Origin of the sequence: Streptomyces aculeolatus, from assembly GCF_020400605.1 — a bacterium.
Taxonomy (GTDB): Bacteria; Actinomycetota; Actinomycetes; order Streptomycetales; family Streptomycetaceae; genus Streptomyces; species Streptomyces aculeolatus.
Window position 1 is genome coordinate 101,656 of record NZ_JAINRD010000017.1, and the last position, 12,173, is coordinate 113,828.

At 73.9% G+C, this 12,173-nt stretch carries 11 protein-coding genes; 3 read left to right on the top strand and 8 right to left on the bottom strand.

Going from position 1 to position 12,173, the window contains the following annotated elements:
- Window positions 1-173 precede the first annotated feature (173 nt).
- Window positions 174-941: a C40 family peptidase gene (locus tag LG396_RS25420; protein ID WP_225796602.1), complete on the top strand. Its 768-nt coding sequence runs from the start codon at window positions 174-176 to the stop codon at window positions 939-941.
- Window positions 942-1,204: 263 nt separating this feature from the next.
- Here the strand turns inward: LG396_RS25420 and LG396_RS25425 are convergent, their stop codons facing one another.
- The 5 genes from LG396_RS25425 to LG396_RS25445 all read right to left on the bottom strand — a co-directional run bounded on the left by LG396_RS25425 (window position 1,205) and on the right by LG396_RS25445 (window position 7,322).
- The gene (locus tag LG396_RS25425; protein ID WP_018840721.1) at window positions 1,205-2,491 is read right to left on the bottom strand and encodes a geranylgeranyl reductase family protein; all 1,287 of its coding nucleotides are present in this window, start codon (window positions 2,489-2,491) and stop codon (window positions 1,205-1,207) included.
- An 82-nt stretch (window positions 2,492-2,573) separates the two neighbouring features.
- A complete protein-coding gene (locus tag LG396_RS25430) occupies window positions 2,574-3,269 on the bottom strand; it encodes a demethylmenaquinone methyltransferase (RefSeq protein ID WP_018840722.1) in 696 nt (231 codons plus the stop codon).
- Window positions 3,266-4,462 (bottom strand): cyclic dehypoxanthinyl futalosine synthase, encoded by a 1,197-nt coding sequence (gene mqnC / locus LG396_RS25435; RefSeq protein WP_225796536.1) that lies wholly within the window; start codon window positions 4,460-4,462, stop codon window positions 3,266-3,268. Before mqnC ends, LG396_RS25430 begins: the two co-directional genes overlap by 4 nt.
- An 86-nt stretch (window positions 4,463-4,548) precedes the next feature.
- A complete protein-coding gene (locus LG396_RS25440) occupies window positions 4,549-6,336 on the bottom strand; it encodes a serine/threonine-protein kinase (protein WP_225796537.1) in 1,788 nt (595 codons plus the stop codon).
- 119 nt (window positions 6,337-6,455) lie between these two features.
- Complete coding sequence (locus LG396_RS25445) at window positions 6,456-7,322, bottom strand: menaquinone biosynthetic enzyme MqnA/MqnD family protein (RefSeq protein ID WP_018840207.1); 867 nt, start codon at window positions 7,320-7,322, stop codon at window positions 6,456-6,458.
- Window positions 7,323-7,550: 228 nt separating this feature from the next.
- Between LG396_RS25445 and LG396_RS25450 the strand changes: the two genes are divergently transcribed.
- Window positions 7,551-7,754: a cold-shock protein gene (locus LG396_RS25450; RefSeq protein ID WP_018840208.1), complete on the top strand. Its 204-nt coding sequence runs from the start codon at window positions 7,551-7,553 to the stop codon at window positions 7,752-7,754.
- 93 nt (window positions 7,755-7,847) lie between these two features.
- Window positions 7,848-8,906, top strand: a complete 1,059-nt coding sequence (locus LG396_RS25455) for a phosphotransferase (protein ID WP_225796538.1) — start codon at window positions 7,848-7,850, stop codon at window positions 8,904-8,906.
- 142 nt (window positions 8,907-9,048) lie between these two features.
- Here LG396_RS25455 and LG396_RS25460 read toward each other — a convergent pair whose 3' ends face one another.
- The 3 genes from LG396_RS25460 to LG396_RS25470 form a co-directional block, all read right to left on the bottom strand.
- Window positions 9,049-11,025, bottom strand: a complete 1,977-nt coding sequence (locus LG396_RS25460; protein ID WP_225796539.1) for an AMP-dependent synthetase/ligase — start codon at window positions 11,023-11,025, stop codon at window positions 9,049-9,051.
- A gap of 130 nt (window positions 11,026-11,155) precedes the next feature.
- Window positions 11,156-11,584 (bottom strand): hypothetical protein, encoded by a 429-nt coding sequence (locus tag LG396_RS25465; protein ID WP_225796540.1) that lies wholly within the window; start codon window positions 11,582-11,584, stop codon window positions 11,156-11,158.
- Window positions 11,585-11,660: 76 nt separating this feature from the next.
- The gene (locus LG396_RS25470) at window positions 11,661-12,131 is read right to left on the bottom strand and encodes a GNAT family N-acetyltransferase (protein WP_225796541.1); all 471 of its coding nucleotides are present in this window, start codon (window positions 12,129-12,131) and stop codon (window positions 11,661-11,663) included.
- Between the last annotated feature and the right edge of the window lie 42 nt (window positions 12,132-12,173).

Here is a 12,173-nt window from a genome sequence, read left to right on the forward strand (position 1 = left end):
CAGGGCCGCCAAGTGTGGCGCATCCCACGACTGTTGAAAGACGGACCTTCCCCCTGATAGCGCTGGTGTTCATGTCCCGTAAACCGCACATACCCAGCCACCGGAAGCCCCGGCGCCGGCAGACCCCCGCGTGGGTCGTCCGCACCGGAGTCGCCGGTGGCGCCCTCGGCACCATGGTCGCGACGGCGGCGTCCGCTCCCGCCCTCGCAGACAGCAGCAAGACGGCCGGGTCGACGGCCACCGAGTCGACCGCCGAACTCCCCGCCGTGACCGCCGAGCTTCCCGCCGTCGGCGTGAACACGGCGCTCGCCACCGGCGTCGAGCAGAGCGCCGACGCCACCCAGACCGCGGCCATGCGCCTCGAACTGCGCACGCAGGCGCAGGAGGCCGCCCAGGACGCCCACAAGGCGGCCGCGAAGGCCAAGAAGGAGGCGGAGGCCCGCGCCGCCGCCGAGGAGCGCGCCCAGGAGCGCGCAGCGGCCCGCGCCGCGGAGCGCGAGGAGCTGGCCGCGGCCTCGGCCTCCTCCGCCCCCGACGCCGACTCCGCCCCGGCCGCCGAGACCCCCGCGGCGGCCCCGGCCGCGTCGGGCAGCGTCGGCACGGTGCTGGACTTCCTCAACGCCCAGGTCGGCAAGGCGTACGTGCTCGGCGCCACGGGCCCGTCGTCGTACGACTGCTCGGGCCTGACCCAGGCCGCCTTCCGCACCGTGGGCGTGGAACTCCCCCGCACGGCCGCGGAGCAGTCCACGGTCGGCACCCCGGTGGCGGTCTCCGACGTCCAGCCCGGCGACCTGGTCTTCTGGGGCGGCACCGGCTCGGCGTACCACGTGGCCGTCTACATCGGCGACGGCAAGTATCTGGACGCGGCCAACCCGTCGAAGGGCGTCGTCATCCAGGAGATGTCGTACTACATGCCCACGTCGGCCGCCCGGGTCCTCTGACCCCGTACCGTCCGCACGACGCGAGAGCCCCCGCCGGCTTCCCCGGCGGGGGCTCTGCCGTGCGCGCTCAGCCGTGTGTGCACGAATTCTCAAGCCCGGGCGCGGGCGCGCCCCGGAGGGCCTCACAGCTTGCGGGCGAGCCCGCCGTGGTCGCCCGTCCCGGGGCCCCTCTCGCGGAGAGGTGCGCGGCGCCTTGTGCGCGGTTTCTCAAGAACGGCCGCACCCGCGGGCCCGCGGGTGACCGGCCGCGACCGGCCCGACGGTCACGCGCGGGGGGCGACCTTCGTCAGGCCGTTGATGATGCGGTCCATGGCGTCGCCGCCCTGGGGGTCCGTGAGGTTCGCCAGCAGCTTCAGGGTGAAGCGCATCAGGACCGGGTGGGTCAGGCCGCGTTCCGTGGCCAGCCGCATGACCTTCGGGTTGCCGATGAGGCGGACGAAGGCGCGACCCAGCTGGTAGTAGCCGCCGTAGGTGTCCTTGAGGACCTTCGGGTAGCGCTTCAGGGCCAGCTCGCGCTGCGCGTACGTCGCGCGGCCGTGGGCCTGGACGACGACGTCCGCGACGATCTGGCCGGACTCCATCGCGTACGCGATGCCCTCGCCGTTGAACGGGTTGACCATGCCGCCGGCGTCGCCGACGAGGAGCAGGCCGCGGTCGTAGTGCGGCTGGCGGTTGAAGGCCATGGGCAGGGCGGCGCCGCGGATGGGGCCCGTCATGTTGTCCGGGGTGTAGCCCCACTCCTCCGGCATCGAGGCGCACCAGGCCTTGAGCACGTCCCGCCAGTCCAGCTCCTTGAAGGCGGAGGAGGAGTTGAGGATGCCGAGGCCGACGTTGGACGTGCCGTCGCCCATGCCGAACACCCAGCCGTAGCCGGGCAGCAGCCGGTCCTCAGGGCCGCGCTTGTCCCACAGCTCCAGCCAGGACTCCAGGTAGTCGTCCTCGTGCCGCGGGGAGGTGAAGTACGTCCGCACGGCCACGCCCATCGGGCGCTTCTCGTTGCGGTGGAGGCCCATGGCGAGCGAGAGCCGCGAGGAGTTGCCGTCGGCGGCGATGACCAGCGGGGCGTGGAAGGTGACGGGCGTCTTCTCCTCGCCGAGCTTCGCGTGCACGCCCGTGATCCGGCCCGTGCGCTCGTCGATGACGGGCTGGCCGACGTTGCACCGCTCGTACAGCCGGGCGCCCGCCTTCTGGGCCTGCTGGGCGAGCTGCTGGTCGAAGTCGTCGCGCTTGCGCACCAGCCCGTAGTCGGGGTAGGCGGCCAGCTCCGGCCAGTCGAGCTGCAGCCTGTTGCCCCCGGCGATGATGCGCAGGCCCTTGTTCCGCAGCCAGCCGGCCTCTTCGGAGACGTCGATGCCCATGGCGATGAGCTGCTTCGTCGCCCGCGGGGTGAGCCCGTCGCCGCAGACCTTCTCGCGGGGGAACGCCGTCTTCTCCAGCAGCAGGACGTCGAGCCCCGCCTTCGCGAGGTAGTACGCGGTCGTCGAGCCGCCCGGCCCGGCCCCGACGACGATCACATCGGCGGTGCGGGTGGACTCAGAGGCGTCGGTCACGGCGGCTCCCAGGTAACGCGGGTCGTTCCCCGCAGTCTAAGTGCCGCCACCGACACCGCTGCGCCCGCCCCGGGGCGGGGCGTCAGCTCGGGGCGTAGGCGCGGTGGAGGGCGACGATGCCGCCGCTGAGGTTGCGCCAGGCGGGGCGGGTCCAGCCGGCGTCGGCGAGCCGGGCCGCCAGGCCGGGCTGGTCGGGCCAGGCGCGGATGGACTCCGCGAGGTAGACGTAGGCGTCCGGGCTGCTGCTCACCCGCTCCGCGATCGGCGGCAGCGCGCGCATCAGGTACTCCGTGTAGACCGTCCGGAACGGCGCCCACGTCGGGTGGGAGAACTCGCAGATCACCAGCCGGCCGCCGGGCCGCGTCACCCGCCGCATCTCGCGCAGCGCCGCGGCCGTCTCCTGGACGTTGCGCAGCCCGAAGGAGATCGTCACCGCGTCGAACACCCCGTCCGCGAACGGCAGCCGCGTCGCGTCCCCCGCCGTCAGCGGCAGCCGCGGGTGGCGCCGCTTGCCCTCGCGCAGCATCCCCAGCGAGAAGTCGCACGGCACCACGTACGCGCCCGCCGCCGTGAACGGCAGCGACGACGTGCCCGTACCCGCCGCCAGGTCCAGCACCCGCTGCCCCGGCCGGGCGTCGACCGCGCGGGCGACCGCCCTGCGCCACAACCGCGCCTGGCCGAGGGAGAGGACGTCGTTGGTGAGGTCGTAGTTCGCGGCGACGTCGTCGAACATCGCCGCCACCTCGTGGGGCTGCTTCTCCAGGGTCGCGCGGGTCACCGGTCGGCCTCCACCAGCGTCAGTTCCGGGTGCGCCGTACCGCCGTCGATGGCGGTGGACGACAGGTGCGAGACGACGCGGTCGTCCACGGGGTCGTGCGCCGGGTCGTCGTGCACCACGAGATGCTCATATGTTGTCGCCCGCTGCGCGGGCACCCTGTCGGCACCGCGGATCATCTCGATGATCTCGCGCAGGTTCGAGCGGTGCCGCGCCCCGGCGGAGGACACCACGTTCTCCTCCAGCATCACCGAGCCGAGGTCGTCCGCGCCGTAGTGCAGCGTCAGCTGGCCGGCGTCCTTGCCGGTGGTCAGCCAGGAGCCCTGGATGTGCGCGACGTTGTCGAGGAAGATCCGCGCGATGGCGATCATCCGCAGGTACTCCAGCGTGGTCGCCTGGGTGCGGCCCTTCAGCTTGTTGTTCTCCGGCTGGTACGTGTACGGGATGAACGCCCGGAACCCGCCGCTGCGGTCCTGTACGTCCCGGATCATCCGCAGGTGCTCGATCCGCTCGGCGTTCGTCTCGCCGGTGCCCATCAGCATCGTGGACGTCGACTCCACGCCCAGCCCGTGCGCCGTCTCCATGATCTCCAGCCAGCGCTCGCCGCTCTCCTTCAGCGGTGCGATGGCCTGCCGCGGCCGGGCCGGCAGCAGCTCGGCGCCGGCGCCGGCGAAGGAGTCCAGGCCGGCGGCGTGGATGCGGCGGATGGCGTCCTCCGCGGTGGTGCCGGAGATGCGCGCCATGTGCTCGACCTCGGAGGCGCCGAGGGAGTGGATGACGAGCTGCGGGTACGCCTTCTTGATCGCGGAGAAGTGCTCTTCGTAGTACTCCACGCCGAAGTCGGGGTGGTGCCCGCCCTGGAACATGATCTGCGTGCCGCCGAGCTGCACGGTCTCCTCGCAGCGGCGCAGGATGTCGTCGAGCCCGCGGATCCAGCCCTTGTCCTTGGCGGTGGGCGGGGCGTAGAACGCGCAGAACTTGCAGGCCGTGACGCAGACGTTGGTGTAGTTGATGTTCCGCTCGATGATGTACGTCGCGATGTGCTCGGTCCCCGCGTAGCGCGTACGGCGTACGGCGTCGGCGGCGGCGCCCAGCGCGTGCAGCGGGGCGGAGCGGTACAGGTCGAGGGCCTCGCCGGGGGTGACGCGGCCCCCCGCGGCGGCGCGGTCCAGGACTGCCTGCAGATCGGTGGTCACGGTGACCGGCCCCTTCCGCGAGTGGTGCGTACGAGCGAACCCCAGCCTACGCGGAGCGGGTCGCCGGCTCCGGCCGGGCCTCTCCGTCAGCCCGGGTCCTTCGACAGGGTCGAACGCGGGTTGCCCGAGGCGTCCGCGTCGGAGCGGTACTCGACCGTCTCGCCGCCCTTGTGGGTGAGGGTCACCGTCGACTCGCCGGGAGCGCAGAGGCCCTCGGTGTTCTCCCTGGCCGGGTCGTCCTCCTCGTGGAGGGTGAGGGTCGTGTCGGTGGCGGCGGTGAGCTTGGCGCGGCTGTAGCAGTGCGCGACGTCGTAGACGGAGTAGTCGAAGTACGCAACGTACTCGCCCTTCCCACCCTCCTTGATCTCCACGCTGACGCTGCCGTTCGGCACCCCGTTCTCCTGGACGATCTCGCCCTTCCAGCCGCCGGCGAACTTCTCCGGTACGCCGTCCGCCGCCGCCCCCGTCGGCTCCTCGGAAGGGCTCTCGGTCCCCGAGTCGGAGCCGCCGGTGCCACCGTTGTTCTCCTCGTTGCCGTTGCCGCCGCTGTCGACAGCGCCTCGGGTGGGGGTGTCCCCGGCCTGCGAGTTCTCCGCGCCACCGTCCAGCAGTCCGGGTATGAAGAACAGGCCGATCATCAGCGCCGCCAGCGCGCCGGCGACGGAGAGCACCAGGGTGCAGCTGAACCGGCGCGAGCGCAGGCCGACTTCCGCACGCCGCTCGGGCGCGGTCGCCGCGACGGCGCCGAAGCCGGCGCCTCCGGCGGCCCCGGCCCCGGATCCCGCCCCGCCCGGCGGCGTCGCGCCGTCCGGCGCGGGCATCCCCGTGCCCGGAGTACCCGGAGCCCCCGACCCCGCCGCCGTACCGTCGAGCACCGGCGGCGGCCCGAACGTCCCCGGCCCGTACTCCGCCGACTGCAGCGGCACCGGCCCCGAGGGCGGCCCGTCGGTCCGCCGCTCCGGCGCCGCCGCCGGCTGCGCCTCCATCGCCAGCAGCTCCACCGCGCGCCGGCTGATCTGCTCCGTCACCGGCGGCGGCAGCCACCCGGGCCGTACGAGGTGCGCCGCCTCGCCGCCCTCCGTCAGCCCGCGCACCAGCTCCGCCGGCTCCGGCCGCGCCGCCGGGTCCTTCGACAGGCACGCGAGGGCCAGGTCCCGCAGCTCGCCCGTCAGGCCGTGCAGTTGCGGCTCCTCGTGCACCACCAGGTACAGCAGCGTGGGCGCGCTGTCGCCCGGGAACGGCGACCGCCCGGTGGCCGCGAAGACCAGCACGGCGCCCAGGCTGAAGACGTCGCCGGCGCCGGTGACGGGCCGGCCGAGGATCTGCTCGGGCGACATGTAGCCGGGCGAGCCGACCGAGGCGCCGGAGGCGGTCAGCGAGGCGGTGCCGTCGGTGGCGCGGGCGATGCCGAAGTCGATGAGCCGGGGGCCGTCGAGGGTCAGCAGGACGTTGGAGGGCTTGACGTCGCGGTGGACGAGCCCGAGTCCGTGCACCGCCGCCAGCGCCTCCGCGAGCCCCGCGCCCATGGGGCGCAGGGTCTCCTCGGGCAGCGGCCCGTGCTCGGCGACGGCGTCGCTGAGGCTGGGCCCGGCGACGTACCCGGTGGCGACCCACGGCACGTCGTCGTCGGGACCGGCGTCGAGCACGGGCGCGGTCCACGCGCCGCCGACGCGGCGCGCGGCCTCGACCTCGCGGCGGAACCGGGTGCGGAACTCGTCGTCGTGCGCGAAGTGCGGGTGGACGACCTTGACGGCCACGGTGGCGCCGCCCGGGCTGCGGCCCAGGAAGACCCGGCCCATGCCGCCGGAGCCGAGCCTGCCGAGCACCCGGTACGGTCCTACGGCCTCCGGATCACCGCTCTGTACTGGCTGCATGGAATCCCCCCGGACCCGCCTCTCCACGGTCCCTCGTACACCCGTCCTGTGGCCGACCCAGCTTAGGCCCTGTCGTTTGGATCTTCGCCGGGCTCGCGGCGGGACCCGAACGACAGGCCCTAGGCGGCCCCCGCCGCCGGCAGCAGCCGTACCCGTGCCTCGTCCGGGAAGCCCGCCCTGCGGGCGAACTCGTCGATGCCCTCCAGCTGCGCCGGGCCCAGCCTGAAGTCCAGCGTGCGGAAGTACCGTTCGAGCAGCGGCGGGTCGAACGACTCCCACCGCGCCGCCTGCTCCGCGACCTTGTCGACCTCCGCGAGCGACAGGTCGCGGGAGTCGAGGAACGCCCGGTGCACGTTCGCCACCAGCCCGGGTTCGCGCGCGAGGAAGTCGCGGCGTACCGCCCACACGGCGAAGACGAACGGCAGCCCGGTCCACTCCTTCCACATCTGCCCGAGGTCGTGGACGTGCAGCCCGAGCCGCGGGGCGTCGTGCAGCGAGGCGCGCAGGGCGGCGTCCCCGATGAGCACTCCTGCCTGCGCCTCGCGCATCATCAGTGAGAGGTCGGGCGGGCAGGAGTAGTAGTCGGGCGCGATGCCGTACTGCTCGTCGATCAGAAGCTCGGCCAGGCGCACGGAGGTGCGGGAGGTGGAACCGAGCGCCACGCGCTCCCGGTCCAGATCCGCCAGCGGCCGCTGCGAGACGATCACGCAGGACATCACGGGCCCGTCGCAGCCGACGGCGATGTCGGAGAGGGCGACCAGGTCGTCGGCGTGTCGCAGGTATTCCACGAGGGTGACGGGGGCGATGTCCAGCTCCCCGTCGACGAGCTGCTCGCTGAGCCGTTCCGGGGTGTCCTTCGAAAGCTCCAGGTCGAGCAGGCTGCCCGTACGGGCGAGGCCCCAGTAGAGGGGGACGCAGTTCAGGAACTGGATGTGGCCGACTCGTGGCCGGCGCCGAGCTCCTGCGTCAGGAGGTGGTGCTGTCACGGCTCCGAGGCTAGCCCCAGCCCCGACCGCACGCGGGTACGGGGGCTCACCGGAGGGTGATCTTCTCTCTACCGGGGCGGGCCCGCGCGTGCTAGGCTCAACCGCAAGTTGCAGTTTGGTTTCCTTGCAGTACCGTGCCTGCGGAGATTGTGACGCCGCAGGCATGTGTCGTTTTCAGGCTTCTTCGAGGCTCTGGGGCAGGGCGACCCTTTGGCCCAAGGAGGGCTCATGGCTACCGGAACCGTCAAGTGGTTCAACGCTGAAAAGGGCTTCGGCTTCATCGCCCAGGACGGCGGCGGTCCCGATGTCTTCGTCCACTACACCGCTATCAACGCCCAAGGCTTCCGCTCGCTCGAAGAGAACCAGCAGGTGACCTTCGACGTGCAGCAGGGCCCGAAGGGTCCGCAGGCGGCGAACGTCTCCCCGTCGTGACGCACGCCCCACGCTGACCTGAGGAACCCCCGTCCGCCTGGCGGGGGTTTTCTCATGCCCGGGTGTCGGCGGGGGCGGATACGGTGGGCCCATATGAGCGACGTGGAGACGGGCACGGAGCCCGAGCACGACACAGCGGACAGGGCTGCCGGGGGCGCGCAGGCGGACGCCGCAGGGAGCGGGCAGGCCGACGAGGCCGCCGCCGAACTCGCCGCCGGAGCCGCCGCGGACGACACCGACCGGCCCGGGATCACCGAGCAGCTGATCCGCGAACTGCTGCGCGACCAGCACCCCGACCTCGCCGACCACCCCCTCGCCCTCGGCGCCCTCGGCTGGGACAACCAGCTGTGGCGGCTCGGCGACGACCTCGCCGTCCGCCTCCCGTGGGCGACGGAGTCCTCCGACGAACTGCTCCGCAAGGAGCACGCCTGGCTCCCCGGGCTGGCCCCGCTCCTGCCGCTGCCCGTGCCCGTACCGCAGCGGTTCGGCGAGCCCTCCGCACGCTTCCCGCGCCCCTGGATCGTCACGACCTGGGTGCCCGGCACGCCCGCCGACCGCGCCCCCGTCACCCGCGGCGCGGCCGCCGCCGACGCCCTGGCCGCGTTCCTGACCGCGCTGCACCGGCCCGCCCCCGAGGGCGCGCCGACCGGGCGGGGCCGCGGCGGGCCGCTGGTCGAGGCGGCCGGGTGGGTCGAGCAGCAGCTCACCGAGGCCGCCGGGCTGGGGCTGCTCCCGGACCCGGACGCGGTACGGGCCGTCTGGGACGACGCCGTCGCGGCACCGGCGTGGACGGGACCCGCGCTGTGGCAGCACGGCGACCTGCACCCCGCGAACGTCCTCACCGCGGACGGCACCCCGTGCGGCGTCGTCGACTTCGGCGACCTGTGCTGCGGCGACCCCGCCCTCGACCTCGCCGCCACGTGGACCCTGCTCCCCGACGACGCCGCCGCCGACCGCTTCCACGCCGCGTACGGGCCGGGGGCCGACGCGGCGACGCTGCGCCGCGCCCGCGGCATCGCGGTGGTGCGCGCGCTGGTCGGGCTGCTCGTCGGGGAGGCGGGCGTGCGGGGCCGGCCGGGCGGCAAGGCGACGTGGGGCCCGCCGGCGAAGGCGTCGCTGCACCGGCTGCTGGCGACGGCGGACCGGGGATAGGAGCAGGGGAGGAACGCGGGGCGGCGCCCGAACTCCCGTACAGGGAACGCCGCAGCGGGCCGCGGCCGGCCGCGCCCCCGGCCCCGGCCCCCGACTCCCGCCCCGCCCGCCGCACCCGGGCCGGCCCCGGCCGGACCCGGGGTCAGCTCTCGGCCGCGTACAGGTCGTCGATGACCTGCCCGAAGTCCCGTACGATCGCCGTCCGCCGCAGCTTCAGCGACGGCGTCACGTGCCCGCCCTCCTCGGTGAAGTCCGCGGGCAGCACGGCAAACCGGCGGATCGACTCCGCGCGCGAGACCAGCTCGTTCGCCTCGTCGACGGCCCGCTGGAGGTCGGCGCGGAGCACCGGGTCCCGTACGAGGTCGGCGGCCGGGACGTACTCGCGCTTGCGCATCATCCGCCAGTGCTGGAGCCCCTCGGGGTCGAGGGTGAGCAGCGCCGCGACGTACGGGCGGTCGTCGCCGACGACGAGGCACTGGCTGACCAGCGGGTGGGCCCGCAGCCGGTCCTCCAGCGGCGCGGGGGCGAGGTTCTTGCCGGAGGCGGTGACGATGAGGTCCTTCTTGCGGCCGGTGATCGTCAGGTAGCCGTCGGCGTCCAGCTCGCCGATGTCGCCGGTGGCGAACCAGCCGTCGTCGGTGTCGAGCCGGGTGACGCCGGCCGCGGCGTCCCAGTAGCCGGAGAACAGGATCCCACCGCGGACCAGCACCTCGCCGTCGTGCGCGATGCGTATCCCGGTGCCCGGCAGCGGCCAGCCGACGGTGCCGAAGCGGGGCTTGAGCGGCGGGGTGACGGTGGCGGCGGCGGTGGTCTCGGTGAGCCCGTACCCCTCGAAGACCGTGACGTCGGCGCCCGCGTAGAAGGCGGCGAGGCGGCGGCCCAGCGGGGAGCCGCCGCAGATCGCGTATCTGACGCGGCCGCCGAGCGCGGCGCGGATGCGGCGGTAGACGAGCACGTCGTAGAGCTTGCGCAGGGCCTTGAGGCGCGCCCCGGGCCCCGGGCCCTCGCCGTGCAGTTCGGCCTCGACGGCCTCGGCGTAGCGGACGGCGACCTTCGCGGCGCGGTCGAAGGAGGCGGCGCGGCCGATGCCTTCGGCGGTGGCGCGGCCGGTGTTGTAGACCTTTTCGAGGACGTACGGGATGCCGACGACGAACGTCGGGCGGAAGCCGGCGAGGTCGCGCAGCAGGTCGTCGGTCTTGATGCTGGGCGCGTGGCCGAGCTTGACGCGGGCGCGGAGGCAGCCGATGGCGGTCATGCGGCCGAGGACGTGGGAGAGGGGGAGGAAGAGGAGGGTGGCGGCGGGGTCCTCGCTGACGGCGGTGAAGAGGGGGTAGAGCAGCTCGATGGCGTTGTCGACCTCGGCGAGGAAGTTGCCGTGGGTGAGGACGCAGCCCTTGGGCAGGCCTGTGGTGCCGGAGGTGTAGATGACGGTGGCGACGCTGCCGGGGCCGAGGCCGGCGCGACGCTGGCGGACGAGGGTGTCGGGGACGTCGCGGCCGGCGGCGGCGAGCTGGCCGAGGATGCCGGTGTCGAGCTGCCAGAGGTGGGCGAGGTGCGGCAGGTCCTGGCGCCGGCCGCTGATCAGCCGGGCCTGGTCGACGCTCTCCACGGCGCAGGCGAGGGAGCCGGAGTCGTGCAGGATGTGGCGGGCCTGGATGGCGGAAGACGTGGGGTAGACGGGGACGGTGATCAGTCCTGCGGCCCAGGCGGCGAAGTCCAGCAGGGTCCACTCGTACGTCGTACGCGACATGATCGCGATCCGGTCGCCGGGGCGCAGCCCGTAGACGATGAGGCCCTTGGCGACCGCGAGGACGTGCTCGGCGAACTCGGCGGCGGTGACGTCGGCCCAGGTCCCGTCCGCGCGCGGGCGGGCGAGCGCGGGTTCTTCGGGGGCGTGGGCGGCGTTGTCGAAGGGGATGTCCGCGAGGGAGCCCTGCTGGGGATGCGGGGCGGCGGGGGGTACTTCCGCCTCGCGGACGCCGCGGGCGTCGGCGCGGACGGCGGGCGGCAGCAGCGCGGGGACGGCGGTGCCGGGGCGGAGTCTGGAGTTGATCTCCTTCAGGTACTGCGACTGGGGAGGTGGCGCCGGGTGTTGCTGCGGTGGTGCGGAATGCGTCATGGGGGACTCCGTGACGTTCGCGTCGGCTTCGTACGGCTCGCCGGGCGGCAACGGACGCCGCATTCTCGCGAACACCCGGCCGCCCCGCCAGAGGACGCCGCACCCGGTTTCCCCGGTTCCGCTTGCGCCGTCAGCGGACGGCGGTGAAGACCTGCCGCCCCGCCCCGGGCTCCCCCGGCTCCCCGCGCAGCGCCCCGACCGCGACGGCGACGAGGGCGGAGCCGACGAAGGTCCCCATCAGGATCAGCGCGACCCCGACGGCGAAGAGCCCGCTGGCGTCCTCCGACCAGTCGTAGAACGAGGCGAAGGTCAGCCCGGTGGTGGACCCGAGCACGGCGGGCACGAAGTGCCGCACGTACGCGACGACGACCACGGCGACGAGCACCGACAGCACCAACCCGCCGACCTGCCACGCCTCGTACGGGTCGGCCTCGATGTCGCCGAACTCGTCGCGCTCCTGGTCCCACCCCAGCCACGCGGCCCAGGCCCCGGCGACGGCGCCGGCCAGGAGGACGAAGGAGAGCACCTGAAGGAGAAGAATCCGCAGCACACGACGCATGCCCCCACGCTCCCGCCGCACCGGGCGGGGAACCAGAGCACAAGTACTCACCCCGCCTGAGTACGAACCCGCCCCCTCACTCCCCCACCGGCCGCCGGAACAGCTCCCGGGAACCGCCCTCGGGCCCGTCGGGGGCGGGCCCGGCGGACCGGAACCCCAGCCGCTCGTAGAAGATTCGGGCCCCGCTGTCGACGGCGCCGGGGTGGTCGGCCCCGAAGGTCACCACCTCCACGCACCCGGGCCCCCGCCCCCGTACGAACCGCCGCTCCGCCTCCCCCATCAGCGCCTGCCCGACGCCCTGCCCCCGCACGTCCTCGGAGACCACGAGCCAGTCCACCCGGAAAACCGGCGCCTGACCCCCGAACAGCAACCCCCCGGCAACGCCGCCGCCGGCATCGGCGACGAGCGCGCGCCCCCGCCGGACGGCCCCCCGCACGGCATCGTGGAACCCGGCCTCCCCGACCATGGGCCCGAACCACCGCTCGACCCCGGCGGCAAGCGCAAGAAACCCGGAGAAGTCCCGTTCCTCAGCAAGTCTGACGATCACGGCGACAGTCTGGCAGGAGCGCGGCGGCCGACGGGGGCCGAT